Origin of the sequence: Photobacterium rosenbergii (assembly GCF_033022775.1) — a bacterium.
In the GTDB taxonomy this organism is placed as follows: Bacteria; Pseudomonadota; Gammaproteobacteria; order Enterobacterales; family Vibrionaceae; genus Photobacterium; species Photobacterium rosenbergii_A.
The window spans coordinates 242,386-267,776 of sequence record NZ_JAWJZI010000001.1 but is presented as its reverse complement, the minus strand read 5'-3'; the positions used below and the strand labels follow the sequence as shown (position 1 = coordinate 267,776).

The 25,391-nt window shown below is 45.9% G+C and carries 28 protein-coding genes; 22 read left to right on the top strand and 6 right to left on the bottom strand.

The annotated features are described in order from the left end of the window. Positions 1–28: 28 nt before the first annotated feature. The 20 genes from R2X38_RS01230 to R2X38_RS01135 all read left to right on the top strand — a co-directional run bounded on the left by R2X38_RS01230 (position 29) and on the right by R2X38_RS01135 (position 17,162). Positions 29–790: a DUF3450 domain-containing protein gene (locus R2X38_RS01230; RefSeq protein ID WP_317520179.1), complete on the top strand. Its 762-nt coding sequence runs from the start codon at positions 29–31 to the stop codon at positions 788–790. 1 nt (position 791) lies between these two features. Then, a complete protein-coding gene (locus R2X38_RS01225) occupies positions 792–2,123 on the top strand; it encodes a MotA/TolQ/ExbB proton channel family protein (protein WP_317520178.1) in 1,332 nt (443 codons plus the stop codon). Next, a complete protein-coding gene (locus tag R2X38_RS01220) occupies positions 2,123–2,683 on the top strand; it encodes a MotA/TolQ/ExbB proton channel family protein (protein ID WP_317520177.1) in 561 nt (186 codons plus the stop codon). Before R2X38_RS01225 ends, R2X38_RS01220 begins: the two co-directional genes overlap by 1 nt. Further along, entirely contained in the window at positions 2,683–3,087 is a 405-nt protein-coding gene (locus R2X38_RS01215) for an ExbD/TolR family protein (protein ID WP_107296501.1), read from the top strand. Before R2X38_RS01220 ends, R2X38_RS01215 begins: the two co-directional genes overlap by 1 nt. Beyond that, positions 3,087–3,704 (top strand): energy transducer TonB, encoded by a 618-nt coding sequence (locus R2X38_RS01210; RefSeq protein WP_317520176.1) that lies wholly within the window; start codon positions 3,087–3,089, stop codon positions 3,702–3,704. Before R2X38_RS01215 ends, R2X38_RS01210 begins: the two co-directional genes overlap by 1 nt. Then, complete coding sequence (locus R2X38_RS01205; RefSeq protein ID WP_317520175.1) at positions 3,701–4,879, top strand: hypothetical protein; 1,179 nt, start codon at positions 3,701–3,703, stop codon at positions 4,877–4,879. Before R2X38_RS01210 ends, R2X38_RS01205 begins: the two co-directional genes overlap by 4 nt. A gap of 345 nt (positions 4,880–5,224) precedes the next feature. After that, on the top strand, positions 5,225–7,249 hold the full coding sequence (gene fusA / locus R2X38_RS01200; protein WP_317520174.1) for an elongation factor G: 2,025 nt from the start codon (positions 5,225–5,227) through the stop codon (positions 7,247–7,249). Between the two features lie 128 nt (positions 7,250–7,377). Continuing rightward, entirely contained in the window at positions 7,378–7,917 is a 540-nt protein-coding gene (locus R2X38_RS01195) for a GNAT family N-acetyltransferase (protein ID WP_317520173.1), read from the top strand. Between the two features lie 126 nt (positions 7,918–8,043). Beyond that, positions 8,044–8,232, top strand: coding sequence for a hypothetical protein (locus R2X38_RS01190; protein WP_317520172.1), 189 nt, complete (start codon positions 8,044–8,046; stop codon positions 8,230–8,232). 66 nt (positions 8,233–8,298) lie between these two features. Beyond that, positions 8,299–9,372: a DUF3626 domain-containing protein gene (locus tag R2X38_RS01185; protein WP_317520170.1), complete on the top strand. Its 1,074-nt coding sequence runs from the start codon at positions 8,299–8,301 to the stop codon at positions 9,370–9,372. 137 nt (positions 9,373–9,509) lie between these two features. Then, on the top strand, positions 9,510–10,343 hold the full coding sequence (locus R2X38_RS01180; protein ID WP_317520168.1) for an alpha/beta hydrolase family protein: 834 nt from the start codon (positions 9,510–9,512) through the stop codon (positions 10,341–10,343). 277 nt (positions 10,344–10,620) lie between these two features. Beyond that, positions 10,621–11,250 (top strand): PepSY-associated TM helix domain-containing protein, encoded by a 630-nt coding sequence (locus tag R2X38_RS01175; RefSeq protein ID WP_317520167.1) that lies wholly within the window; start codon positions 10,621–10,623, stop codon positions 11,248–11,250. Between the two features lie 66 nt (positions 11,251–11,316). After that, the gene (locus R2X38_RS01170; RefSeq protein ID WP_317520887.1) at positions 11,317–11,796 is read left to right on the top strand and encodes a DUF2271 domain-containing protein; all 480 of its coding nucleotides are present in this window, start codon (positions 11,317–11,319) and stop codon (positions 11,794–11,796) included. Between the two features lie 28 nt (positions 11,797–11,824). Continuing rightward, positions 11,825–12,661: a DUF4198 domain-containing protein gene (locus tag R2X38_RS01165; protein ID WP_317520166.1), complete on the top strand. Its 837-nt coding sequence runs from the start codon at positions 11,825–11,827 to the stop codon at positions 12,659–12,661. A 143-nt stretch (positions 12,662–12,804) separates the two neighbouring features. Then, entirely contained in the window at positions 12,805–13,080 is a 276-nt protein-coding gene (locus R2X38_RS01160) for a hypothetical protein (RefSeq protein WP_317520886.1), read from the top strand. After that, positions 13,077–13,679 (top strand): DUF6162 family protein, encoded by a 603-nt coding sequence (locus R2X38_RS01155; protein ID WP_317520165.1) that lies wholly within the window; start codon positions 13,077–13,079, stop codon positions 13,677–13,679. Before R2X38_RS01160 ends, R2X38_RS01155 begins: the two co-directional genes overlap by 4 nt. A gap of 28 nt (positions 13,680–13,707) precedes the next feature. Next, on the top strand, positions 13,708–14,631 hold the full coding sequence (locus R2X38_RS01150) for a metal ABC transporter solute-binding protein, Zn/Mn family (RefSeq protein WP_411184392.1): 924 nt from the start codon (positions 13,708–13,710) through the stop codon (positions 14,629–14,631). Then, a complete protein-coding gene (locus R2X38_RS01145) occupies positions 14,631–15,383 on the top strand; it encodes a metal ABC transporter ATP-binding protein (protein WP_317520163.1) in 753 nt (250 codons plus the stop codon). Before R2X38_RS01150 ends, R2X38_RS01145 begins: the two co-directional genes overlap by 1 nt. After that, entirely contained in the window at positions 15,383–16,258 is an 876-nt protein-coding gene (locus R2X38_RS01140) for a metal ABC transporter permease (RefSeq protein ID WP_317520885.1), read from the top strand. The genes R2X38_RS01145 and R2X38_RS01140 overlap by 1 nt, the downstream gene beginning before the upstream one ends. A gap of 25 nt (positions 16,259–16,283) precedes the next feature. Then, positions 16,284–17,162 carry a metal ABC transporter solute-binding protein, Zn/Mn family gene (locus R2X38_RS01135; protein ID WP_411184586.1) on the top strand — a complete coding sequence of 293 codons (879 nt, stop codon included), beginning with the start codon at positions 16,284–16,286 and terminating at the stop codon, positions 17,160–17,162. 76 nt (positions 17,163–17,238) lie between these two features. On the opposite strand, the gene R2X38_RS01130 is transcribed toward R2X38_RS01135, so the two are convergent. Next, positions 17,239–18,324 (bottom strand): hypothetical protein, encoded by a 1,086-nt coding sequence (locus tag R2X38_RS01130; RefSeq protein WP_317520162.1) that lies wholly within the window; start codon positions 18,322–18,324, stop codon positions 17,239–17,241. A gap of 315 nt (positions 18,325–18,639) precedes the next feature. On the opposite strand from R2X38_RS01130, the gene R2X38_RS01125 reads away from it, so the two are divergent. Next, entirely contained in the window at positions 18,640–18,921 is a 282-nt protein-coding gene (locus R2X38_RS01125; protein WP_317520161.1) for a hypothetical protein, read from the top strand. A gap of 120 nt (positions 18,922–19,041) precedes the next feature. On the opposite strand, the gene R2X38_RS01120 is transcribed toward R2X38_RS01125, so the two are convergent. Genes R2X38_RS01120 through R2X38_RS01100 form a run of 5 tightly spaced genes read right to left on the bottom strand, consistent with a single transcriptional unit; the run spans position 19,042 to position 24,030 of the window. Then, on the bottom strand, positions 19,042–19,971 hold the full coding sequence (locus tag R2X38_RS01120; RefSeq protein ID WP_317520160.1) for a hydroxymethylglutaryl-CoA lyase: 930 nt from the start codon (positions 19,969–19,971) through the stop codon (positions 19,042–19,044). Beyond that, positions 19,964–20,797: an enoyl-CoA hydratase-related protein gene (locus R2X38_RS01115; protein WP_411184584.1), complete on the bottom strand. Its 834-nt coding sequence runs from the start codon at positions 20,795–20,797 to the stop codon at positions 19,964–19,966. Before R2X38_RS01115 ends, R2X38_RS01120 begins: the two co-directional genes overlap by 8 nt. A gap of 37 nt (positions 20,798–20,834) precedes the next feature. Further along, on the bottom strand, positions 20,835–22,439 hold the full coding sequence (locus R2X38_RS01110) for a carboxyl transferase domain-containing protein (RefSeq protein ID WP_317520159.1): 1,605 nt from the start codon (positions 22,437–22,439) through the stop codon (positions 20,835–20,837). A 9-nt stretch (positions 22,440–22,448) separates the two neighbouring features. Further along, complete coding sequence (locus tag R2X38_RS01105; protein ID WP_317520158.1) at positions 22,449–23,618, bottom strand: isovaleryl-CoA dehydrogenase; 1,170 nt, start codon at positions 23,616–23,618, stop codon at positions 22,449–22,451. Positions 23,619–23,649: 31 nt separating this feature from the next. Further along, the gene (locus R2X38_RS01100; protein ID WP_317520157.1) at positions 23,650–24,030 is read right to left on the bottom strand and encodes a MerR family DNA-binding transcriptional regulator; all 381 of its coding nucleotides are present in this window, start codon (positions 24,028–24,030) and stop codon (positions 23,650–23,652) included. A 149-nt stretch (positions 24,031–24,179) separates the two neighbouring features. On the opposite strand from R2X38_RS01100, the gene R2X38_RS01095 reads away from it, so the two are divergent. Next, positions 24,180–25,382, top strand: coding sequence for a thiolase family protein (locus tag R2X38_RS01095; protein ID WP_317520156.1), 1,203 nt, complete (start codon positions 24,180–24,182; stop codon positions 25,380–25,382). Positions 25,383–25,391: the final 9 nt, after the last annotated feature.

Genomic DNA, 25,391 nt, shown 5'->3' with positions numbered 1-25,391 from the left:
TAACGTTTATTAGTGCATTGATTTTAAAATGAATATCAAGAAAACTAGCCTAGCGCTATTGGTACTTAGCCTCACAGCTGGCGTACAAGCCAGTACACTAGGTGACGCTCGCAGCCTTGAAAGCTCGATGAATGCGGCCTCAGCTAACAGCCAGAAGAAAATTGACCGTAGCGCAGAAAAGACGCTTTCTATGAAAGCGGAAATCGAACAGCTTCAGGAAGAAGTACAGAACCTGCAAGTTTATCGTGATCACCTAGCCAATTTGGTTCACAACCAGAACGATGAAATGGCGAGCCTAAACCAGCAGATTGATGGCATTAAAGATACCCGGCAGGGTGTGGTGCCATTGATGTACAGCATGCTTAATGGGCTAAAGGCCAATGTCGAATCAGACAAGCCTATCCGCAAAGAGCAACGTTTGGCGCGTATAGAAAAGCTGGAAAAAATGATGGTGCAGGCTGATATCAGTGATGCTGAGAAATACCGTCGAATCCTTGAGGCTTACCAAATCGAGCTAGATTACGGTACCAAGATGGGTATCTACCAAGGTCAGGTTGCTCTTGATAATGGTGCAATCGAAGCAGATATGCTTTACCTAGGTCGAATCTCCCTTGTTGCTCGTAGCCTAGATGGCACCAACTACTGGTCTTGGAACGAGAAAGAGTCGGTGTGGCAATCACTTGACCACTCTTTTGCTTCAGACATCAACAAAGCTTTTGCGATTGCTTCTAAGCAAGCTGCACCAAGCCTGATCACACTGCCAGTTTCAGTTAACGTGGAGACTAAGTAACATGAAAATCAAAGCGTTAGTGGCAGCATTGTGCTTATTTACGGTTCCCGTTGTTTCTGCCAACACCTCATTAGTTCAAGAGACACGCCAGGAAGCAAAAGTTCAGCAGCAACACAATGCTGAGCGTGAACAAGGCTTCAAGATGACTGAGCAAGAATTCAAAGCTCAGCGTGATGCCTTAATCAAACAACGTCAGAAGCTACAAGCAGAAACAGACAAACTAAGTACGACGTTCAGCTCAAATGAAAACAAACTGGCGAAGCTGGAAGAGCAGCTTCGACTGGAAACGGGCAGCCTAGGTGAATTGTTTGGTGTTGTTCGTCAAGCCGCCAAAGATCTTGATTCAGAAATGGGTTTCTCAGTAACGGGCGTTGACCGAAATGAATACCGCCAGGTTATCGACAGCATTGTTGAAGCTCGAACTCTACCTTCATTAGAAGAACTGAACGGCCTGTGGAAAGGGCTTGAAGAGCAAATTCAAGCAAGCCGTGAACTGCGTGCGGTATCTGTACCATTCATCGATGGCCAGGGTAAGAGCGCAAACGTTGATGCATACCGTTTGGGCAGTCTTGGTCTAATTGGTGACCAAGGCTACTTAGCTTGGGACGGCAAGCGCGAGTCGGCTAAACCGTACTTGAAACAGCCGCAAAACGGCCCTGTTAGCAACCAGCTTTCTCAGCTTGAGCAAAGCGGTATGCAGTCAATGGTTGTCGACCCATCACGCGGTATCATGCTTGAACAACTTGCTAATGCGCCCGAACTGAAAGATCGCATCGAGCATGGTGGTGTGGTTGGTAAGATCATTCTTGGCCTATTGGCAATTGGTCTGTCCATTGGCCTTTTCCGGGGTGCTAAGTTATTTGCTATCCGTCAACAAATCAAAAAGCAGCTTAAAACACCCGAAAACCCAGGCAACAACCCACTGGGTCGCGTACTAAGTGTTTACAGCAAAGAACATAACCGCAGTGTAGAAGCGCTTGAGCTACGTTTGCTTGAAACTATTGTTGATGAGCAACAAGGTCTTGAGAAAGGTCTTTCAATGCTGAAGCTTCTGGCTGCTCTCGCGCCAATGCTAGGTCTTCTGGGTACAGTGACCGGCATGATTGAAACCTTCCAGGTGATCACTCAGTTTGGTAACGGTGACCCAACCGTGATGGCTGGTGGTATTTCAATGGCACTTGTAACAACGGTACTTGGCCTGGTAGCAGCAATGCCACTGCTATTGGCACACAATATGTTGACGACGCAGGCTGAAACAATCCGTAGCATCCTTGAAAAACAAGGTATTAGCCTAGTTGCTGAGCAAGCTGAAAAAGCAGGAACGACCGCATAATGGAAAGCAATCTGTATGAAGTTCCGCTAGTGCAAGCTTCATTCTTTGATGCTTGGAAATATTCACTTGAGACCTTTATGAACCAAGGTGGTCAGGTTCTCTGGTGGTTGGCCGCGGTAGTGATGTTTTGCTGGATTCTGGTCATTGAGCGGGTGTTGTACCTGCTCATTACCTACCCAAAACAGCGCCAACTTTGGTTGGAAAAGTGGCAGGCGAGGGATGATCATTCATCTTGGTATGCACGGTCAATGCGCGATGGTTGGTTGAGCCAAGCGCATATCGCACTCAACCAAAACCTGAACCTGATAAAGGTACTGGTTGCGATTTGTCCAATGCTTGGCCTGTTGGGTACGGTAACCGGCATGATTTCAGTATTTGATGTGATGGCGACACAGGGTAGTAGTCAACCAAGGCTGATGGCATCAGGGATTTCTCTTGCCACATTACCGACGATGGCCGGTATGGTTGCTGCGCTATCAGGGATGTTTGTGCATTCTCGTTTATCCAAGTCCTGCCACAAGCGCGAAATTAAGTTAGAAAAATTATTGAGGAGTCAGTAATGAGACTGAGTCGTCCTTCTTCAGCCCGTGAAGATGCCCAGGTAGACCTGACGTCTATGCTGGATATCGTATTTATCATGTTGATTTTCTTCATTGTAACCAGCTCGTTTGTTCGAGAGTCCGGTGTCGAAGTGAATCGTCCCCAAGCGAGTAATGTTGTTAGCCAGAAAGATGCGGGTATCTTTATTGCTATTACTTCTGCCAACGATGTCTATATCGATAAGCGCGTTGTTGATGTAGAGCGCGTTCAGGCAACACTTGAACACTTACTTCTTGAGCAACCAGAAGCCTCTTTGGTGATTCAGGCTGATGAACACGCCTATAACGGTACCGTTGTTAGAGTGATGGATGCCGCTAAAGGCGCGGGTGTACAGAAAATAGCGCTGGCTGCGGAGAAGCGCTAATGCTGCGTATACTCATTGCAATTCCAGCTGCTTTCGCGATGGCGTTAGGCTTGTTCACTTTCATGGCGTGGATGGTCGATAACGGCAACCACCGACCTGAGGCTGAAAAACAGCTATTAGCGTTTGATATGGTGATGGTAGAGCAGGAACGTGAAGCCCAGCGCAGGCTGCGCGCGGTACCGGAGAAACCTGAAACGCCAGAACCGCCGCCGCAGGCAATGCCACAGGCGACGAACCAGGCCGTGACCAATACCATCTCACCTTCAATGCCGAACTTGAATTTGGACGCGTCGGTATCGGGCTTGGCGATCAATATGCCAACGTTTTCCGATTTTGGTGCGAACCAACAGGCGATGCCGCTCTACCGTGTTGAGCCAAAGTATCCTTCAAGGGCGATGAAGCAGGGTGCGGAAGGTTACGTTGTCATGTCATTTACCATTGACCCGCAAGGTCGGCCAACGGATATCAGTGTACTGGATGCTAAGCCGCGTCGTTTATTTGAGCGTGAGGCTATTCAAGCACTGAGAAAATGGAAGTACCAGCCTAAAGTTGTCGATGGCAAGTCGATTGCTCAGGTTGGTCAAACGGTAAGACTGGAGTTTAAAATACAGAAATGATCAAGAAACTGACATTACTTGTTGCCTTATCGCTACCGCTTGGCTTGATTCCTGAACAGGCTGTTTCAGCAGAACTTTCTCAGTACACGGCGGGGCGAGTGCAACGTGCTCACAACCTCCAGCAAGATGAGAAGTTGGGAGAGGCGATTGAAATGCTTGAGGGGTTGAACCCATCTCGTGCATACGACAAAGCCTATGTCCAACGTATGTTAGGAGTGTTCTATTGGCAGCAAGATAACACTGCCAAGGCAATTGCAAATCTAACTGATGCCGTCAATTCAGGCTTGCTGCAAGACGAGCAGGCGTGGGTGACTCAGCGCATGCTGGCTGACATTTTACTCTCAAGTGAACAGTTCAAGCAGGCTCTGCCGCATTACTATGCCTTGAGCAAGAACATCCCTGAAAATCAGAAAGCGGATGAGCTCTGGCTTCGCATTGCCCAGTCACACTATCAGATCTCTGAATGGCAACAAACGTTGAGTGCTATCAACTCTTATGTCAAGTATGCAGGCAAACTAGATGTGCAACCTTTGACCATCAAGCTTGGTGCGCAATTGCAGCTTAAGCAATGGAAAGCGTCATTACCTACATTGGAAAGCCTAATTGCGCTTGAGCCGAACAAACTTGTATGGTGGCAGCAGACTGCCGGGATCCAACTGCGTTTAGGCCAGTCCAAATCGGCGCTAGATACGTTGGCGTTGGCGCGTAGGCAAGGTGTAGAGTTAACTCAGCAAGACTTGAAAACACTGGCTCAGCTTTATGCCCAGCGTGGTATCCCCGAGCGTGCAGCAATTTTGTATTCACAGCTTGATGATGCTGATTCAGATGTTGAGCTCATAGTGCTTCAGGCACAATATTGGCAAATCGCGAAAGAGTGGGATAAGTCCATTGCGGTATGGCATAAAGCGGCTGCATTGAACAATAAATACCGTTGGCCTTTGGCGCAATTACTTCTCCAACAAGGTTACTACCAGAAAGCGATTGCTGAGCTTGATAAAGTCAAAGATAAAGATCATGAAGCAGATGTTGCCCTTGCCAAGGTGCGCGCTTATTACAAGCTCGATAACCTCGAGAAGGCGATTATCTTTGCTAAGCAAGCAGACAACATTGAGTCCACTACAGCATCAAAAAGCTGGATTAAGTATCTGTCTCAAAAAAGAGAAATGGCAAGCTAAGTTATTAGGCTTACAAGCGTACTTAACCAGACCTGATTAGTAAATGGCTGCAGTTGTGATATCTACACTTACGTTGAATGTCACAAATGTGGCCTTTTTTTATAACAAAAAACAGACAATCTTCATCCCTATGAAATAACTCACATTAAATCGAAGTCAATGGGCGCAAGCTATTCGAGACAATGAAATTTTAAAGTTTGGTTATTCTTACTAATACTCTTGCGGCGATTTGGGCCTCTGCTTATGGACGTACCCATCCGAAAATTGACCTGGAAGACGAGAAGGCGGGAAACCGCCATTTATGCTGAAAAATAGCGTTTGTCTTTCTGATCTTCGGAGGCTGTTATGTCTATGAATGAAATTCGTAATGTTGCAATAGTCGGTCAAAGCGGGGTAGGTAAAACGACCTTGATTGAGCGTCTGTTGTTTGAGTCAGAATGCACCACTCATCTCGGAAATGTCAAAGAAGGTGACACAGTTACAGACTTTGATGACCAGTCAATCCACTATCAACACAGTATTGAAGCTACCCCCGCCGCACTCTGTTGGCAAAAACACCGCATGAATGTTATTGATACCCCCGGTTTACCCGAGTTGTTGGGTCGTACACTCAGTATCTATCCTGCTGTTGAAACTTCTGCTTTAGTTTTTGATGCCAACACACCGCTTAACCAAGTTTCAGAAAAGTTATATTCTTTTGCCCAGTCGCAGAAAAAGTGCCAGATGATCATCATCAACAAGGTCGATCTGAACCCTGATAAAACACCTCAGCTCCTTCGGGAAATCCAAGCGCACTTTGGTCAGGAGTGTCTACCGATCAATTTACCTTCAGCAGATGGCCAATCCATTGTTGACTGCTATTTCTCACCCGAGTATGACGCAGACACCTTGTGGGATAGCGTTGAAGCAGCGCATGAGCAGCTTATTGATCAGGTTATCGAAGTTGACGAAAATCTTATGGAGCTTTATTTAGAGCAAGGCTCTTCTCTTACACCAGAGCAACTTCATGATCCCTTCGAGGAAGCTTTAAGAACGGGGCATGTGATCCCGGTATGTTTCGTATCAGCAGAAACTGGGCAGGGCATTTCACTATTGCTCCGAACTTTAGCGGAAATCATGCCGATGCCTTCTGAAGGTAATCCACCGATGTTAGAGAAAAACGGCCAGCAAATTCGAGTTGACTGTGAACAGTTGGATCATACGGTAGCTCATGTCTACAAAGTCAGTGTCGATCCGTATTTAGGAAAACTGGCGTATTTGCGGGTATTCCAGGGTGAAATAAATGCCGGCTCTCATCTTTACATCGGTGAAAATAGTAAGGCGTTTAAAGTTGGACACTTATATCAGTTGCAAGGGAAGAAACGATTAGAAATCGCTAGTGCGAGAGCAGGAGATTTTTGTGTATTGGCAAAAGTGGATGATTTGAATTTTGATTCGGTAGTCCATGACTCCCATGATGAAGATGATGTCATCATGAAAACCATCGAATTCCCTGCGCCCATGTATAGCTTGGCGCTGCAAACAACTAAAAGGGGAGACGAGCAGAAGCTATCGGAAGTGCTGAATAAGATAGCGGCTGAAGACCCTTCTTTACGCCTTGAGCACCGTACCCGCACTAATGAAACGGTATTGGGTGGGCAAGGTGAATTCCACTTGAAAATTGCGCTGGAGAAAATGGCATCGGTGTATAAGCTCAATGTAAACACCGAACAGCCGAGTATCGAGTACTTTGAAACAATCACTCAGCAGGCTGAAGGCCATTATCGCCACAAAAAACAAAGTGGTGGCGCGGGGCAGTTTGGTGAAGTTCAGCTTAAGGTGCGACCTTTAGACCGTGGTGATGGCTTCGTATTTATCAATAAAGTAGTAGGGGGAGCCATTCCTACATCCTTGATCCCAGCAGTTGAAAAGGGTATTAGACAGGCGGTAGAGGAAGGTGCCATTTCTGGTAACCCTATTCATGACATAGAAGTCACTGTTTATGATGGTAAGTACCATTCAGTTGATTCCAAGGAAATCGCGTTTGTGATTGCTGGCAAGAAAGCGTTCCTTGATGCAGTGAACAATGCCAACCCTATTGTTCTTGAGCCTATCGTGGAGCTTAATCTACAAATCCCTACCGACTCTGTCGGTGACATTAGCGGTGATTTGGCAGCAAACCGAGGCGTGATATTGGGTACTCAATCTGAAGAGAACAATTTCACCTCACTTAAAGCGCGGATCCCGCAAAATGAGCTGTTAGATTACTCTCAGCGTTTGAGGGCGATGACTGGCGGTGAGGGCAGTTTCAGTATGGTATTGAGTCACTACGAACCAGCCCCCAACACTGTACAGAAAAAGGTATGCAGTGCTGCTGAAGAAACGTGTTAGCAAAATTATATAGCCAGCACCTTTGACTAATTAAAGGCTCCTGAAATCAGGAGCCTATTTATTGAGCGTTTAAAAACAAGGTGATATGTTCCTATTTTGATAGGAAACCTTTTGGGAGGTCATGATAAATGGAAACGAAAAGGCTGAAGCTGGTACCACCATCGCTAGAAAGGGCATCAATGATGCTTGAAGCCATAGTGGAGAGCCGCGACGAACTCGCAGTGTTTTTACCTTGGGTACCCTATGCCTTGACCGAAGAAGCCTCTATTGAGAATACCAAGCAAGCGATAGCTAATTTTGAAGCTTTTGAGGGAGAGTTGCGATACTCCATCCTTGAAAAGGAAACTGGACAGTTTATTGGTGCCATAGGACTTCTCGTCAGAGATAAAGCCGTACCGTATTTTGAGATTGGCTACTGGTTGAGAACCTCGGCTTATGGATGCGGCTACATGACAGAGGCAGTTAATTGCCTTACAGATTATGCATTTAATGAGTTGAAAGCTAACCGTGTTGAAATCACCGCGGCAGAGCAAAATTACCCTAGCCGGGCTGTTGCCGAGCGTTGTGGGTTTAAGTTTGAATGCCTCAAGAAAAATGAAAGACGCTTACCATCAGGAGAACTAGGGCACACTGCGGTATACAGTAAAACAACCGCAGATCAGGTATAGGCTGATAGGTAAATCAACATAGAATTAGTGAGTTATTTGCTCCAATCAGATAGTCACGACGAGAGGTTTAAGTTCCTTTCCGCTTGGTCGCTTAATTCATACAGAATTGTTTTGTTTGGAGGTTGGATGTCTCTTGGAGTAAACCTATCAGTTGATGATAGACAAAAGCTATTGTCAGAACTCAAGGCAGTCGTGATGAGCCGTTTTCCGGATCGGGAAGTAAAAATCATTAAGCAAACCCAGCAACAGGGTACCGTGTCTTTATATTTCGAAGTGAATGATGGCGGCCTTATTCAAATAGATCTTCCGCAATAGTATCTTGTCGGTCTCAATTTCCATGGTAGATTATTGAATAGCTTGAAAATCTATCATGGAGTTTTGATGAATCATAGCACTGCAGCGCTAAATGCGATTCGCTATGTCAGCGAATATGCCCAAACTTTACATAGCAATGAGCTTAAGGTACTAGGGCACGTATTGGAAATGTCCAATATTGATGAACAGCTTGTGAAACAGTTAATTGCCAAGATTCAACAAAACGTTCAGATTGCAGCACACTTTCACCCAGACCGTATAACAGCAAATGGTTTAACCGTTGTCGAATCGATGCAAGGCTCAGGTCGTTACCTCAACCAGTTTGAATCTTTAGTATCGAACGGCAAACTAGACCCACACCAAGAAGGCGAGCGTGCCCAGTGGGAAAACCTTTTATTTGGTGATGTATTTACAAACGCACCGCTAAATCAACGCCCCAAGTACGGCGCGCTAGATATCGCAAAGCACATGGACGGCCCATGTCCGAGGTTCGGTTCATGTTATTTTGTTTTCAAACCCGAAGTCAGTCACCGAGCGACATTTTGTTTTGGTGATTCTTATCAAACACCAGAAATTAGAGGGACGCTTGACGCTTTCAAGCCTATTCTCGCAGCAACATTATTAGAGTGCTTTGAAAGAGATGCTGTTTTGGGCTTAACCAATATCCGGCCTAAGGCGTTTTTGGAAAGCTACCTAAGAGGCGATCTAACCAAGCACGAAGGAAATATAGATTTACGGTTGGCTCAATCGAAGGCAAGAAACCTCGATCATTATGTTGAAGCACAAGTTCACGGTGATATCAGCTTAACCAATGATGTCGAAAGCCTCATTGCTGATGTGTCATTCAAGGGTACAGAGGTTGGCAATGCTCTTGAGCTATTAGCGAACACACATGAAATGAAGCTGTGTTGGCGACCAGCGTATAGATTAGCGGTAGAAAGCGTTCCTGATGATTTTCGCGGGCCAAATATGGTCGAGCTTGCCAAACATATTGCCATTGATGGTGAAATTACGGCCTTCGCGATAGGGCAAGCGGCGCAGAGAGTGGCTAATAGTCAACGAAGCTTATCTCCTGAAGAAATACAGGCAGAACTTCAGCAATTGAAATTGCTGTGGCATGTGTTGGTTAAATTCGGTTAAACAATTCAAGTCGAACACGCTGTTTTGTTTGTGGCATGAAACTGCTTCATCGATCACAAACCGTATAGGCAGTGCTGTGTTTATCATGTATCCAAGTTACATGAGTATAAAAACAATATATTGATTTGGAGTTTGTAATGAGTCGTCGTCTCGCTTTAGGTTGTTTCGTGCTTTGCTTTTCAACGGGCTCATTGGCTAATTATTACGGTGAAAGTGTTAAGGTTCCATTGGTCGAAAGTGGCTTTTTTGGTAAGAGCACTATTAACTTAGAAGCGACAGTATACAAACCTGAGGGGGAAGGACCTTTCCCCACTGTTATATTTAACCATGGTTCAACAGGGCCATATGTTATTCCCACAGACTACACCATCAACCCTTGGGGCTTCGGCAAGTATTTAGTCAGTAAAGATATTGCGCTGATTATCCCGATGAGAAGAGGTCGGGGTAAGTCCGAAGGAAGTTATAACGAGTTATATACTTGTGACCGTGAAGGGATTAACAAAGGGTTGGATTATGCTCTGCAATCTTTAGATGCTACGTATGACTATTTAATCGAGCAACCATGGGTAGATAAAAATAAAATACTGTTATCAGGTAATTCTAGAGGCGGGATCCTTTCGCTCGTTTATGCCTCACAACACCCAGAAGACTTTGCCGGGGTGATTAACTTTTCCGGTGGATGGGTAGGGGACACTTGTAATACTGGGGCTCTATCGCAAAATATCGAGATATTTAAGAATGCAGCCCATAAGCTAAAAATACCGACACTGTTTATCTATGGCCACAACGATCCTTACTATTCTGATTTGACAATACAAAGCTTCGTTACAGCTTATGAGGATGCTGGTGGACAGGTCGACTTTAAGTTCTATCAATTAGGCCCGGGTGTTTCAGGGCATGAGGTTTTCTATAACTATGGTCACTTATGGTCATATGTTGTCGACAATTATTTGATTGAAGCCTTCAAGTAAGACCTATTGTTTCGATACGGCTAATTCATTTAAATAGGCAATTGTTAGACTTAGTTAATTCTTTGAGATAGCTAGCCGCATAAGGTTTCAGTGATTGGTTATCACTATTACCTAGGAAAACAAAAAACATTGCATGTCATGATAAGAAACATCAATCATCAATAAATTCCCCCTGTCAAAAAGCTTACATTCGTAAACAATGTAAATTTAATGCCAATGAAAACGATTATCAGTTATGTTGTGCGGCATAAGATAGTCACTATACATTGAATTGACCATGCTATTGAAAAGTAAAGCGGTTCAGCTCTGGGCCCGACGCCTGCATATCTACGTGTCTATGGCTCTGCTGCTCGTTGTACTGTTTTTCTCAGTAACAGGGATAACCCTAAACCGCCCTGAACTGTTCGTAAAAAGCCAGCCGAACGTAGAGTCGCTAACCATTACCTTGCCACATTCATTAATGGCAAGCGGAAACAATGCTTTCGTGCCAGAAGAGCATGCGTTATTAGCGTTTCTGAAGACGAATGCTGACTTGTCTGGTATGCCATCAGCGATGGAAGTGTTTACTGAACTTGAAGGTGGCGAGTTGATCGAAGGCGAAATTGCCCTTGATTACAAAGGCCCTGGCTACAATGCCACAGTCTTTATTGATTTGGTCAGCCAAGAAGCCGAAATAGAAAAGAACCATTACGGCATTGTTGCTGTACTGAACGACCTCCACAAGGGCAGGAACAGCGGTGAGGTTTGGAAATGGTTTATCGATATCACCGCTTTGTTGATGGTCTTCTTCGTTTTAACCGGTGTATGTCTGCTGCTTCCTAAAAAGAAAACATTGAATACGTCAATGAAATGGATGGCACTGGGCTCGCTCACCACGCTATTAATTTTTATTTTCGCTGTGCCTTAACAGGCTATTTGACAAGGAACACCCATGAATGCTTTTGCTAAATCGCTTGCTGGCTTGAGTCTGGCTATGCCGATTGCATTTACGGCTTTCGCCAAACCACTCCCAGAATCAGCCTCGATGGATATTGAGTTTCAATTGCCAAAAATTGAAACCTCTATGTATGCGCGACCTTATGTTGCTGTTTGGATCGAAGACAGCAACCGTAAACCGGTACGCACGGTCCAGTTATGGGTGGGCAAGGATGAATGGCTTAAGGACTTGAGAAGCTGGTGGCGTAAAGTCGGACGCTATGACCGCGAGTTAGTCGATGCCGTCACATCGGCCACAAGGCCTGCTGGTGAATATCGTTTTGTCTGGGATGGCCTGGATGATGCTGGCAACCGAGTTGAGCAGGGCGATTACACCTTTTACGTCGAAGTTGTACGTGAACACGGTGGTCGTAATTACCTACGCCAAAAAATCAATTTGGCTGAAGCCAGTTTTACTCATCACCTCAAGCCTACTGAAGAGACGGGAGATATCCGACTTCAGTACACAGTGAAATAAAGATTCAACACAATTCGAGAATTATAAAATGATTAAATCTTCGCAAGTTAAGGCAGCAACTATTGCCTGTGCTTTAGTCGCTGGCATGGCAGTAAGTGCCACGGCTAATGCCCACCCACGCTGGATTTTGCCTTCCCACTTTACGGTTTCAAAAGAAGGTGGTGATTGGCTGACTTTTGATGTGACCGCGTCACACGGCACTTTTGTGTTTGATAAGCCGGCAGGTAGTGAAACAGGCCAAATCGTCATGCCAGATGGTCGTATCCAGTACCCGTCTTATGTAACAAAGGGAAAGCGCCGCTCGGTATTTGATTTCTACTTTGAAGAGGAAGGTACCCACAAAGTTCGCGTAAATAACGTGCCTTCATACTACACCCAATATAAAGCCGGCCGACGCGATACCGTTAAGTGGATCAAGGCGCACAAAGCCGAGCGTGATGAAGTGCTACCTAAGAAATCTCGCGATGTTATTACGCAAATCAGTTATACGCGTGCTGAAACGTATGTGACCGTAGGTAAGCCAACAGAAAAAGCGTTTGAGATTGAAGGCAAGTACCTTGAGCTTGTACCTGTCACACACCCTGCAGATATCGTTGAGGGTGAAGAGGTGACCTTCCAGTTTTTCTTCAACGGTGAACCTCAGCAGGGCGTAACAGCCGAAATTACGCGTGAGGGTACGCTTTACCGCAACCACCAAGAGCAGATTGATGTTGTGAGTGACGAGCAGGGCATGGTGACCTTTGTCCCTGAACATGCGGGCCGTTGGTTGATGAAGGCCAATTATAAAGGTGATCTTGAAAACAATGCGCTAGCTGATCGTGCCAGCGTCAATGTTCACCTGACATTTGAAGCCGTGTTGCAGTAAGTGCAGTTATAGGCCTTAAAACTGAGCAATAAAGTATTAGTTATGGTCTGTATCTCATTGCAGGCCATTCTTCTTGAGATGAAATTGTAATGAAGAAATTACCCAAAAACCTACTTATTGGTGCAGCCGTTTCCGCTAGTTTAATGAATGTTGGCAGTGCTTACGCACATTTCCCTTTAATGAGCTGTTGGTTCGAAGCTGAAAAGGTGGTATGCCAAGCTGGATACAGTGATGGCAGTGAGGCAGTTGACTATGACGTCGAGATGTTTGATTACGATGACAACCTAATAGATCGCGTGACAACAGATAAACGCTCTATTGCAGAGTTTTCTATGCCTGAAGATGACTTTTATCTGGTATTCGATGCAGGGCATGAGAGCCCAGTTGAAGTCGATGTTGTTGAGATTGAAGAGAAATGATCACTGAAGCAGTAAAAGCAGATGACGGTGGTACCGAAGGCAAGTGGGTTGCCCTAGCAATTGCGGTTATTTTAGCTATCGGTTTTCTTTCATTGCCTTTTCACCAAGCCGGCCATAGTGAGCTCGACCTTGAAGCGTATCAGGTTTCAATCAAGGATATGCCTGCAAATGAACTCTCTATGATAGCCGAGCTACGGCTGGCTCATGAGGAAATCCGGAATGTGTTTCATGATAATTCAGAGTTACTTCCTGCAGATAAAACTTCCAGTGATGACCCGCTCTGGCCACAGGTGGCAGAACTAGAATCTCTCTGGTTACCCCCTTTTATCAAAGACAAAAGCTGGGAGCACAAAGGCCGACATCGCTGGCAGCTCGTTGAAGGCGGCGCGTACATAGGTGTTCCTGAGGTGAAGGGCTCTGATGACACTGTAATTGCGGTACTGTTAATCAGCACAGAGATTGAACCTAACATTTGGTTTAAGCCATTCCCAGCCCCAAATGCTATTGAAACACCTTCTAAATTCTCTTCTTCAGCACTGGCGAAATCTGGCTGGTTTCAAGTGTCTTTTGTAGAAAACAAGCAACAGCATTCCCACTAAATAGCGAGCAACTGACTATTTGGAATAAATGATGAAAATAGTAAATATCAGCCTAAAAGGGCTTTTATCAGCAGCATTGATGCTAGCTGTATCGGCACAGGGTTATGCCGCTGAAAAAATGAACATTGGTATTACACTGCAGCCTTACTATAGCTACGTTAAAGCTGTTGTAGGCGATAAAGCCAGTATCATTCCTCTTGTTGATGCCGGTTTCAATCCACATAACTATCAACCACAGCCAAATGATTTGCGCCGTTTGAAACAGATGGATGCCATTGTCGTTAATGGCATTGGCCACGATGATTTTGCATTGAAGGTGATTGCCGCAGCAAATCGAAAAGACTTGGTTGTTATCGAGGCAAACAAAGATGTGCCTTTGCTTCCAGCGATGGGACAATCGGTAGGGGATGGTGCTGTGAACCCTCATACCTTTGTTGGCCTCTCTACTACGATTCAGAAGGTCTATACCATTGCCAATGAGATATCCAAACTAGACCCTGAAAATGCACGCTTCTATCGAGCTAATGCCCGCAAATACTCCATCGCTTTCCGTAAGTTCAAACACGAGGCGATGGTTCAACTGGGTGATTTGAACACTAGCGGTATGGTCGTGGCAACTACGCACAATGCGTATGGTTACCTGCTGCAAGAGTTTGGCGTTGATGTTGCTGCGGTTATCGAACCCGCGCACGGTGTGGAGCCAAGTGCCAGCCAGCTTCAAGAAACAATTGAAAAGATCCGCCATTCAGGTATCGATGTGTTGTTCTATGAACTGAACATGCCTAACCGCTATGTTGACACCATTGAGAAAGCAACAGGCGTCCAGCTTTACCGCTTTTCGCACATGACGCACGGCCCATATGAAGCAGGCAAGGTCGAAAAGGAAATGAAAGAAAACCTGGATACCTTAATTGAAGCCATGCAGTTTGTCGCGACAAGGAAGGCAAGCTAATGGTTGGACCGAGCATTTCACTTCAAAACGTTAATTTGCAGTATGGCGACAATCAAATCCTTCATGACATAAACCACCAATTTGAAGCTGGGCAATGCCATGTTGTCATGGGGCCCAACGGTGGCGGTAAAACGTCGCTGCTGCGATCGATTCTTGGCTTAACGCCATTCACAGGTGATATCAATATTCACTGGCCTGATAGCAAGGGGAAAGTGGGTTACGTACCACAAAAAGCGGTATTTGAATCAAGCTTACCGCTGACGGTAATGGACTTTATATTGCTCAACCAGAGCCGAACACCATTGTTTTGGGCACGCTGGCGTAATTTGTCTAAGCAACGTCGCTTTGCTCTTGAGCAACTTGACCGTGTGGGTATGGCGGAGCGTGCTGACCGCCGGATGGGACAGCTCTCAGGTGGCGAGCAGCAGCGTGTGCTATTCGCACAAGCTCTGTTGGACAACCCAGATTTGCTTGTATTGGATGAACCAACCACAGGTATGGACGAGCAGGGTGTCCGCTATTTGGAATCGCTGATCTTGGACTTGGTTTCTGAAGGCAAAACCTTATTGGCAGTACACCATGATGTTTCTGCCGTTAGGCGTCTAAAAGCCCAAGTACATGTTGTTAACCGCCAATTGATTGATAGCGGTACGGTACAGGATGTATTGACTCCTGAAAAAATCGAGAGGCTATTTAATCATTACTCCTGTTCAAACAATGATGTAAAGGCGAAAAAAGGTAAAGCAGCATGATGGAATCAATTCGTCAATTGGCATTGTCTTGCGTTGAAGCTGGTTGGTTAAGTGAAAGCTTCTCTTATGCCTTTGTGGTTAATGCGGTTGTGGCTGCATTGCTGGTCGGCCCGTTGTTAGGTGGCTTGGGGACCTTGGTCATTGCCAAGCGCTTGGCTTTTTTTTCCGAGGCTGTTGGTCACGCTGCGTTGACCGGTATTGCCTTGGGCGTGTTATTGGGCGAGCCGCCTGAAAACCCTATTATTGGCTTGTTCTGTTTCTGTATGGTATTCGCGTTACTGCTGCATTTTGTGAGAAACCGCACCAATGTACCTTACGATACCTTGGTTGGGGTATTCTTGGCCTTAGCTCTTGCTGTGGGTGCTGCATTGCTGATGTACGTTGCGCGCAAGATCAATATCCATATGTTGGAGAATGTACTGTTTGGTTCGATCCTAACGGTTACCGACCAAGATATTATGATTTTGGGACTGAGTTGCCTGCTGATCATCTTGGTATTGATCCCGACCTTCAATCGCATTTTGCTGACATGCATAAGCCCGGATATCGCCCGTGTTCGCGGCCATGTAACGCACTTTTATGATTACCTGTTTGTCATGATGATCACCTTGGTCACTATTGCTTCAGTCAAGATTATCGGTGCTGTGCTGGTCGGTGCTTTGTTGCTGATCCCGGGGGCGACGGCACGTTTACTGACTAAAAATATGGGTGATTTTGTGTTGGTATCGGCGTTACTGGCAACGGTGAGCTGTTTGGTCGGAACGATTTTGCCGATGGAGCTAGAATTGCCCGTACCTTCTGGCGCGGCAATCATTATTGTTTCAGCTTTCTTCTTCTTGGTAGCGACAAGCTACCGCATTGTACGTAAAAGCTAGTAATGAGATGGGGATTCCGATGAATATAAAGGCGAAAAATGCCCTGGGTTTACTTGGGCTTTGCTCAGTAATGTTCTCTGCGGCGATGGTTGAAGCAAAAGATATCCTAACAGCGACACCAGTGACTTATATGATCTCGTCTGAACTGACGAAGGGAACAGGGATTGAAACGCAATACTTGCCGCCCAAACGATACGGTATGATGCGTTTACCAAACTGGTTTTCTAGTAAAGGGGCAGAAAGTACTGCGCGTGCTGCCAATAATGCCACTGCTGTTGTGACTATTGGTGCGGTATGGCCACAAGACCCACTCTATGTCCATACTCGGCAGGGAAATATCCGCATTGTAGAAATTGATGCCTCACAGTCCATTTCACCAAGGGCGCAGGGAGTGGCAGCTCTGAGGTTAGAGAATGGTGTTTTATCACCATTCCCTTGGCTTAATCCTGCAAACTTGACCCGAATGGCGGCGATTGTCAGCCAGGATCTTCAACAATTGTGGCCTGAGCATGCAGCCAAGATTGCTGAAAACCAACAGACGCTGATGATTGATGTCCGCGCACTCATCAACAAGCAGCAAGCAGCGTTGTTTGATGCTGAAGTTGATACGGTGATATTACTGTCCCAGGAGCTTGAAGATTTTGCCTCAGGCAACCAATTGTTTGTTGTCGGGCGTTATACCAAGCCTGAAATGGACTGGACAGAAGATGAAAAACAAGCGCTTGTAAAGACATTAACAGAAGATGAGAGCGTTTGGATATTAACAACTCGTAAGTTGAGTAAAACACTAAAGGCCCAATTACCCAACTCTCATCGGGTTATGATCATTGATCCTATCGATCGCTGGGGAAAAAAGGGAATTAGCAAAGATAATCCGTTTTCCCGATGGGAAATAGATCTTTAACGAGCAAGCAGTTTAAAGATAATTAACTCGGATAGTCTGAAATGGGCTTACCGAGTTTTTTATGCTTGTGATGTTATCAATTTGTCGGCAAAGGAATAGACCTCATTAGCCTGTCAATTCCCCGATTGGCGGTGAAAAATAGCTCTAGTTCAACCATAATGCCGGGATTAACTTTGTACTGAAATTCACTTTGAAAATCGAGTTCAGGGGTAATCGTCATGAAGAGCCAATTGCTATACAGACGGTGGGTCCAAGCAACTTCTAGCCAAGAGTTTGTAATAGAGTAATTGGGTGTTGAGTCAGCACTGATGCCAATAGCATATCTCAATAAATTATCATCATTAATTCTGTCAAATACCTCAGCTTGCTGAACGAATTCCCAATTGTCATCGTTATCTAAATATTGTGCACTTGAGCCTAATTTTAAAATAGTTGTTGGGTCTTCAAGGGATGAAAAATAAAAATCCAATTCGGTGAGTGCGCCTGGCCCCCTTGAATCGAAATAAAACACTTCCTGGTTGATACGGCTAGTCCAAGTATGACTGAGTTTATCGACACGCCATAAATTGGCACGTGCAAAGGGATCAATTGGAAGTTTTATTTTTAAACCAAGATCTAAATTGGTTTTCCATTTTCCTAACTGTTGCCCCTGGAGCCGAAACCCTCCCAGAGCACCAGACAAGCCATCATCCGAGCGGTTGCTAATACCACGCTGTTTGTCCTCAAGTCGGTCGAAATCAGAGGGGTCTGTGTCGAGAATAATTTTCCAGTTCTTTTCGGTATGGGGAAGATCGATCTTGAGCTTAACACTACCATCAGGGTCAAAGTTTTCTCTGTGGGTGTAACGGCCTTCGAGCTTTATTTTGAGATAGCTGCTATTCAGCATGGGGAGTTCATCGTCGTCTTTTGACATAAAGTGATCAATCGATGAGCTATAGTCGTGTACCGAGTCTGAAATAAAATCTTGAGTATCGTCCACCCAATCCTGAAAGCCATCTTCGTTATTCAGATCAGAATGCAATCTGTCGTAATGAATATCATAGGCATCTTCTTTTACTTCACCAGCAAAAATACTTAGCGGAGTGAGGAATATTGCACAAGGGATTGCCATAAAGGAAATAGGCTTGCGCATGTAGTCAAAGATAATTGAGTACAGCCACATCCCATATCCCCTATAACCATATGACGAATAAGTAATTATTTATACTGATAAGTATAGACTGCAGATATATCGGTGACATACAAATAAAGGGTTTTTATGAAAATGAGATCTAATTCTAAAAATTTGAAACAAAACAGGCACAGATATTATATGTAAGGTGTTCGATTGGAGCGAAATTTTTATAAAACATAAGTTTAGTATCAAGAATATTTTGTTACACATGATTTTCCTATTGGCGAATAAACTAAACATCTTCAGCTACACTTTAGATGTCTAGATTGATCAACACCTCAGACTAAAAATTTGGAGAAACTGATGGATAGTGTCGATGTTGAAGGGATCAAAAGGGATGTGTCACATAAAGTCGTTGATATCTTTGAGTCTTTTGAGGAGGACAACAACCGTTTACCGACAATGGAAGAGTTTCGGCAATTATTCAATAATGAGGCAGACCAGTATATTGGCCCTAGTGAAACGTTAAAGGTCAAGCCTGGCAGCGTATTGTACGATAAATTGCAAGAGCGAGAGCAAAAGCTTTGGCGTGCGGTAAATGAGCTCGAGGCAGAACAACGATTTCTTCGATCTGAAACCTATTAGCTTATTGAAAGGTGCTGAGAGGATAGGAATGTAGCTTTTGGTGAGTTAGTGGTAATTATCATTTCACGGGTAGTTACCACTCTTTTTCTTTGTCTTCACATAAATAAATTTATTTCAAAGCTACTGGAGTTTCTTTGCTTTCATTGCTAGCGATACATTTGAGCGAGGGAGGATACCCAAAGCTTCTGTAATTAACCAACCGGCCTCTGCTATTTTTTCTAGCTTAACGCCTGTTTCAATCCCGAGTTGCTGGCAAAGATAGATAACATCTTCAGTTGCCACATTCCCACTTGCTCCCGGCGCATAAGGGCAGCCTCCTAATCCGGCAACGCTGGCATCAATCGTGCCTATACCCATCGATAAAGCTTGATAGATGTTCGGTAGAGCTTGCCCCCAAGTATTGTGGAAATGAACCGCTATCTGATGGTGCGGAATATGGCTATTGATTGTTTCAATGAGCCGGGCAACTTTAATTGGGGTTCCCGTGCCAATAGTATCCCCCAGTGAAACTTCGTAGCACCCCATGTCTATGAGCGCTCTTGCGACGTCCATTACCTGATTTGCATCAGTAGGACCGTCATAAGGGCAGTCAATAACACATGATAGGTAGCCTCTAACTGGAATATTGTGCAGTTGTGCCAAAGCCATAACCGGTTCAAAGCGTTTGAGACTTTCATCGATTGAGCAATTAATATTGTGTTGGCTGAATCCTTCAGAAGCAGATCCAAAAATAGCAACCTCATCGGCTTGGGCACTGAGTGCCATTTCGAAACCTTGAATATTTGGGGTGAGGGCAGAATAGGTAATACCTTCTTTGCGTGATATTGCACGCATGACGTTGAGAGAGTCTGCCATTTGCGGAACGCGTTTGGCAGAGACAAATGACCCCGCTTCAATATGGGTTAGTCCTGACAGAGAGAGCAAGTTGATGAAATCAACTTTGGTCTGCGAAGGTAAAGGCGCTTCATTTTGCAGGCCGTCACGTGCACCCACTTCATAGAGAGTGACTTTTTCGGGAAAGTCGGTTGAACAATCGGGCCTTTTAATCATATGAGATTTTCCAGTTGGGCTTGCGCTTATCCAAAAATGCGCCAATACCTTCTTGCCCTTCAGGTGAGACTCTCAGCGCCGCAATGAGCTCAGATGTTTGTTTCCTCAACGATGCGTCTAAGAGGGATGACTCACAAAGCTGGCAGAGTGCTTTGGCTTCTCTGATGGCATTAGGGCTATTTCGTGAAAGTTGTTTTAGCAGCTCTTGTAGGCATGGCGCTAAGGCATGCGGTGTTGATACCAGCTTATGAATGATATTGAGCTCTTTAGCTTGATAGGCACTGATAAGCTCAGCGGTTAGCATGTAGCGTCTGGCCTGGCGTTGGCCCATGGCACGGCAAACATAAGGTCCAATTGTGGCCGGTACCAGGCCGAGCTTTACTTCACTTAAGCAAAACAGGGTATCTTTACTGGCAATCGCGATATCACAGCAGCAAATTAAACCGAGTGCTCCCCCAAACGCTGCTCCCTGGACTAAGGCGATGCTCGGTAAAGGTATTGTGTCTAGTTGATGAAGTAATTCAGCAAGGTTTTCTGCATCCTTGATATTTTCGTCCATGCTGAAATTGGCAAGAGACTGCATCCAGTTGAGATCGGCACCAGCACTGAAATGGCTCCCATTTGCCCGTAACACAAGCGCTTTAGCTTCGGAGCTTTCTTTCAGTTGCTGCAGAATAGCCAGTAAAGCCTCAATAGTATGGTTGTCGAAGGCATTTTTCTTTTCTGAGCGATTTAGAGTAATAGTGGCAATACCGTTTTCATCGATGTGAAAAAGTACACCTTGTTTTTCGGGAGTGGGACTAGTGCTTGAGCTATTACTGATAATTTGATTCATAAACTTGCCTCGCACTTCATTTATAGCCCTACATTCTGAAGATTCCAAAAGTACTTTCAGCGATGGGGGCTCTTTGGCTAGCATGCAGTGCCAATCCGACAATATGCCGTGTATCTCTTGGGTCAATAATGCCATCATCCCAAAGCCTGGCACTGGCATAATAGGGAGAGCCCTGTTGCTCATAGAGATCACGAATAGGCTGCTTGAACGCCTCCTCGTCTGCATGGGTCCATTGTTCACCTTGCCGTCGTTTGCTGTCTCCGTTTACCTGCGCCAATACCCCTGCGGCTTGTTCGCCGCCCATTACTGATATACGAGCGTTCGGCCACATCCACATCATGGTTGGGCTGTAAGCGCGGCCGCACATGCCATAGTTTCCTGCACCGTAGGAGCCACCGATTATGACTGTGAACTTTGGCACATCAGCGCATGCCACCGCCATCACCATTTTGGCACCATGTTTGGCAATGCCTTCTGATTCACATTTCTTACCCACCATAAATCCGGTGATGTTTTGAAGAAATAACAACGGGATTTTTCGCTTGCAGCACAATTCTATGAAATGTGCGCCTTTTTGCGCCGACTCTGAAAACAGGATGCCGTTATTGGCCACAATCCCAACTTGCTGACCGTAGATGCTGGCGAAGCCGCATACTAACGTTGTTCCATACAGGGCTTTGAATTCGTCGAATGCAGAGTCATCGACAATTCGGGCAATGACCTCTCTAACATTAAATGGTGTGCGCAAATCGGTGCCTACAATGCCAAACATCTCGTCAGCGGGATACCTCGGAGCAGCTGCAGTTTGGTCCAAAGGATCAAAAGAAGAGAGGGCACAGCTAGCCACCGCTTGCCTTGCCAGCTCTAGTGCATGTTGCTCATCATTGGCAAAATAATCGGCAACGCCAGAAGTCTTACAGTGAACATAGGCACCACCAAGCTCTTCAGCGGTGACGACTTCGCCGGTAGCCGCTTTTACCAGTGGGGGGCCGGCAAGAAAAATAGTGCCTTGCTCTTTGATGATGATGGAGACATCGGCCATGGCCGGAACATAAGCCCCGCCTGCGGTGCAAGAGCCCATCACAACCGCAATTTGCGGAATCCCTTTGGCGGACATTCTGGCTTGGTTATAGAAAATACGCCCAAAATGATCACGGTCGGGGAACACATCGGCTTGATGGGGCAGGTTGGCACCGCCAGAGTCGACAAGATAGATACAAGGAAGGTGGCATCTTTCTGCAATCTCTTGTGCTCTGAGGTGTTTCTTTACTGTCAGAGGGTAATAGGTTCCCCCCTTTACTGAAGGATCATTGGCCACCACCATGCATTCAATCCCTTCAATGCGGCCAATACCAGCAACGACGCCTGCACTTGGTATCGATTCAGCGTAGACATCCCACGCCGCAAACTGACCTACTTCAAGAAATTCACTGTCAGCGTCCAATAGTGATTGAATCCTAGATCTTACAGGCTGTTTGCCTTTCTCTTGTTGTTTTTTATGTGCGTTGGCACCTCCGCCGAGTTTTATGGCTTCAATGTTTGTCTGCAATTTGTCGACAACTTCGGCCATATTTTTGTAGTTGTTAGCGAAAAATGTGTCATCACGATTGACTGTCGACTTAATGATTGCCATTTCCTTTCCTTATTTGGATTCCTCGAATAGCTCGCGTCCAATTAACATTCTGCGGATTTCAGATGTGCCAGCACCGATTTCGTAGAGCTTGGCATCTCGAAGCAGGCGTCCTGCTGGAAACTCATTGATATAGCCATTGCCACCGAGTAATTGGATTGTGTCTAGCGCAAGTTGAGTGGCCAATTCCGCTGCATATAGAATGACACCAGCAGCATCTTTACGGGTCGCTTCACCCCGATCACAGGCTTTTGCAACGGTATAGACATAGGCACGCGCGGCATTGGTTCGGGTGTACATATCAGCGACTTTGGCTTGAACTAACTGGAATTCGCCAATCGAGCGGCCAAACTGTTTTCTGTCATGCACATAGGGCAAAACGATATCCAGGCAGGCTCTCATGATCCCTAGCGGCCCTGCGGCAAGGACGACGCGTTCGTAATCCAACCCGCTCATCAAAACTTGTACACCTTTATTGAGGTCACCGAGTAGGTTGTCCGCTGGGACGATACAGTCGTTAAACACTAGCTCACAGGTGTTTGAACCTCGCATACCGAGTTTGTCTAGCTTTTGAGCGTGGCTGAAGCCGGGAAGGCGTTTCTCGAGAATAAAGGCCGAGATACCGTGTGAACCTGCATCCGGAGCAGTTTTTGCGTATACAACGATGGTATCGGCATCGGGGCCATTAGTGATCCACATCTTGCTACCATTAAGCACGAAGTGATCCCCTTGAAGTTCTGCCTTAAGTTGCATGCTAACCACGTCGGAGCCTGCATTGGGCTCGCTCATTGCCAACGCGCCAATATGCTCACCACTGATCAGCTTTGGTAGGTACTTGGCTTTTTGCTCACTGGTACCATGGCGATAAATTTGATTGACGCAAAGGTTAGAGTGAGCGCCATAACTTAGCCCGACAGACGCTGAAGCGCGGCTGATTTCCTCCATGGCGATTACATGGGCAAGATAACCCATATTCGCACCACCATATTCCTCACTGACCGTAACACCCAACAAGCCCATTTCACCCATTAATGGCCACAGGTGATTGGGAAACTGATTGTCTTTATCGATGTCCGCGGCCAGAGGGAGAATAGCTTGCTCTGCAAAGCCATTAACTTGCTCCCGTAGCATGTCAATGGTCTCACCTAGGCCATAATTTAAAGGGGTGAAGCTATCTTTCATAAGCGCTCCAGTTGTCGAGGTTGGACTCGTGTTACTCGCCAGGGGACTGGGACTTCAATGCTTGATTGCATCTGTCCTTAGCAATTTGAAGTTCGGTCATCACGACATTGATGTCTTCAAGCTGACGTTGCAGGGCAGCTTGCTTGGTATCAATGATGATGAGCATTTTATTGAGCTGTGAAGAGCTTTGGTTGGTGTCGTATAAATCAAATAGCTCTCTTATTTCTGCTAGGGAAAACCCCAACCTTTTGCCTCGCAAAATGAGCTTGAGTCGTATTTTGTCGCGGCGATGATAGATACGGGTGCTACCTTGTCTTTGGGGCTGCAGTAATCCCACATCTTCATAGAAACGGATGCTTCTGGTGGTGATGTCAAATTCTCTGGCTAACTCGCTTATTTTGAACGTTTCCACCTTGCTTTGCCCCCAATCTTAGGTAATGGCTTCACAGCTGCAATGTGTATTAGAGTTGTTTCTTAACGTTTACGTAAATGTTAGTGCTATGCTTACGTAAACGTCAAGAAATCGCCTGCAGAGATAGAGCACACCAAGAGGGCTTTGTTATGAGTAAGGAAGTGTGGGTCATCGCGGCAAACCGTACACCTATTGGTAGTTTTCAAGGAGAGCTATCGTCACTAAGTGCTTCCGAGCTGGGTAGTGTAGCCATTAAGGGCGCACTACAGCATTCCGGTCTTTCGGCAGAAATGATTGATGAAGTATTGATGGGGCATGTATTGCTCGCCGGCTGTGGACAGGCTCCAGCAAGGCAGGCTGCACTAAAAGCGGGTATCCCAGAAAATATCGGCTGTACCACCGTTAACAAAGTGTGTGGTTCGGGCATGAAAACCGTCATGTTGGCCCACGATGCGATTTTGGTTGGGACTAATCAAACGGTTGTGGCGGGGGGGATGGAGAGCATGAGTAATGCCCCGTATCTACAAAGCAAAATTCGCTCTGGTCTACGTTTGGGTCATAGTACCTTGCACGATCATATGTTCCTGGATGGTCTGCAAGATGCCTATGAAGGTGATTTGATGGGCGTCTATGCTCAGAAAATTGCCGATGAGCGTCATTACACCCGTCAGAGTATGGATAAGTGGGCGGTTAAATCTGTCGAGCGTGCTTTGATTGCTCAAGAGCAAGGCTGGTTCGAGAGTGAAATTATTCCCGTTAAAGTGGAAAACCCAATGGGGGATGTGGTCGTTAGCCGGGATGAACATCCTAACGAAATTAACCTCACCAAATTACCGGTTTTGCGCCCCGCGTTTGCTGAAGGGGGTACGGTCACGGCGGGTAACTCCAGCTCCATTTCTGATGGGGCAGCAGCGCTTATTTTAATGGATGGTGACCTTGCAAAGCAGCAGGGGCACAAGCCATTAGCGGTTATAGCGGCGCATTCTAGCCATGCCCGTGCTCCGTCTGAATTTACCATTGCCCCTGTGTACGCCATTCGCCAGCTATTGGATAAGCTCGCCTGGTCACCAGAACAGGTGGATAGTTGGGAGTTAAACGAAGCCTTTGCAGTGGTCACTCAAATTGCGACCAAAGAGCTAGGCATTGACCCTGAGCGAGTCAACCCTGACGGCGGTGCCTGCGCTCTGGGTCATCCAATTGGCGCGAGTGGGGCCAGAATCATCGTTACCTTGATCCATCGTTTGAACCGGCTGCACAAGAGTATTGGACGCCCGGTACGAGGTATAGCTTCGTGCTGTATTGGTGGTGGGGAAGCGACTGCGATTGCTATTGAGGTCGGAAACGCTGAGTAAGTGAGGAAC

Excerpts from the sequence above, each read along its gene's own strand:
- R2X38_RS01095 (WP_317520156.1), top strand. The coding sequence starts at position 24,180 with ATGAGTAAGGAAGTGTGGGTCATCGCGGCAAACCGTACACCTATTGGT.
- R2X38_RS01190 (WP_317520172.1), top strand. The coding sequence starts at position 8,044 with ATGTCTCTTGGAGTAAACCTATCAGTTGATGATAGACAAAAGCTATTG.
- R2X38_RS01130 (WP_317520162.1), bottom strand. The coding sequence starts at position 18,324 with ATGTGGCTGTACTCAATTATCTTTGACTACATGCGCAAGCCTATTTCC.
- R2X38_RS01140 (WP_317520885.1), top strand. The coding sequence starts at position 15,383 with ATGGAATCAATTCGTCAATTGGCATTGTCTTGCGTTGAAGCTGGTTGG.
- R2X38_RS01180 (WP_317520168.1), top strand. The coding sequence starts at position 9,510 with ATGAGTCGTCGTCTCGCTTTAGGTTGTTTCGTGCTTTGCTTTTCAACG.
- R2X38_RS01185 (WP_317520170.1), top strand. The coding sequence starts at position 8,299 with ATGAATCATAGCACTGCAGCGCTAAATGCGATTCGCTATGTCAGCGAA.
- R2X38_RS01215 (WP_107296501.1), top strand. The coding sequence starts at position 2,683 with ATGAGACTGAGTCGTCCTTCTTCAGCCCGTGAAGATGCCCAGGTAGAC.
- R2X38_RS01230 (WP_317520179.1), top strand. The coding sequence starts at position 29 with ATGAATATCAAGAAAACTAGCCTAGCGCTATTGGTACTTAGCCTCACA.
- R2X38_RS01150 (WP_411184392.1), top strand. The coding sequence starts at position 13,708 with ATGATGAAAATAGTAAATATCAGCCTAAAAGGGCTTTTATCAGCAGCA.
- R2X38_RS01165 (WP_317520166.1), top strand. The coding sequence starts at position 11,825 with ATGATTAAATCTTCGCAAGTTAAGGCAGCAACTATTGCCTGTGCTTTA.
- fusA (WP_317520174.1), top strand. The coding sequence starts at position 5,225 with ATGTCTATGAATGAAATTCGTAATGTTGCAATAGTCGGTCAAAGCGGG.
- R2X38_RS01170 (WP_317520887.1), top strand. The coding sequence starts at position 11,317 with ATGCCGATTGCATTTACGGCTTTCGCCAAACCACTCCCAGAATCAGCC.
- R2X38_RS01110 (WP_317520159.1), bottom strand. The coding sequence starts at position 22,439 with ATGGCAATCATTAAGTCGACAGTCAATCGTGATGACACATTTTTCGCT.
- R2X38_RS01175 (WP_317520167.1), top strand. The coding sequence starts at position 10,621 with ATGCTATTGAAAAGTAAAGCGGTTCAGCTCTGGGCCCGACGCCTGCAT.
- R2X38_RS01125 (WP_317520161.1), top strand. The coding sequence starts at position 18,640 with ATGGATAGTGTCGATGTTGAAGGGATCAAAAGGGATGTGTCACATAAA.
- R2X38_RS01155 (WP_317520165.1), top strand. The coding sequence starts at position 13,077 with ATGATCACTGAAGCAGTAAAAGCAGATGACGGTGGTACCGAAGGCAAG.
- R2X38_RS01120 (WP_317520160.1), bottom strand. The coding sequence starts at position 19,971 with ATGATTAAAAGGCCCGATTGTTCAACCGACTTTCCCGAAAAAGTCACT.
- R2X38_RS01195 (WP_317520173.1), top strand. The coding sequence starts at position 7,378 with ATGGAAACGAAAAGGCTGAAGCTGGTACCACCATCGCTAGAAAGGGCA.
- R2X38_RS01160 (WP_317520886.1), top strand. The coding sequence starts at position 12,805 with ATGAATGTTGGCAGTGCTTACGCACATTTCCCTTTAATGAGCTGTTGG.
- R2X38_RS01225 (WP_317520178.1), top strand. The coding sequence starts at position 792 with ATGAAAATCAAAGCGTTAGTGGCAGCATTGTGCTTATTTACGGTTCCC.
- R2X38_RS01210 (WP_317520176.1), top strand. The coding sequence starts at position 3,087 with ATGCTGCGTATACTCATTGCAATTCCAGCTGCTTTCGCGATGGCGTTA.
- R2X38_RS01105 (WP_317520158.1), bottom strand. The coding sequence starts at position 23,618 with ATGAAAGATAGCTTCACCCCTTTAAATTATGGCCTAGGTGAGACCATT.
- R2X38_RS01220 (WP_317520177.1), top strand. The coding sequence starts at position 2,123 with ATGGAAAGCAATCTGTATGAAGTTCCGCTAGTGCAAGCTTCATTCTTT.
- R2X38_RS01145 (WP_317520163.1), top strand. The coding sequence starts at position 14,631 with ATGGTTGGACCGAGCATTTCACTTCAAAACGTTAATTTGCAGTATGGC.
- R2X38_RS01205 (WP_317520175.1), top strand. The coding sequence starts at position 3,701 with ATGATCAAGAAACTGACATTACTTGTTGCCTTATCGCTACCGCTTGGC.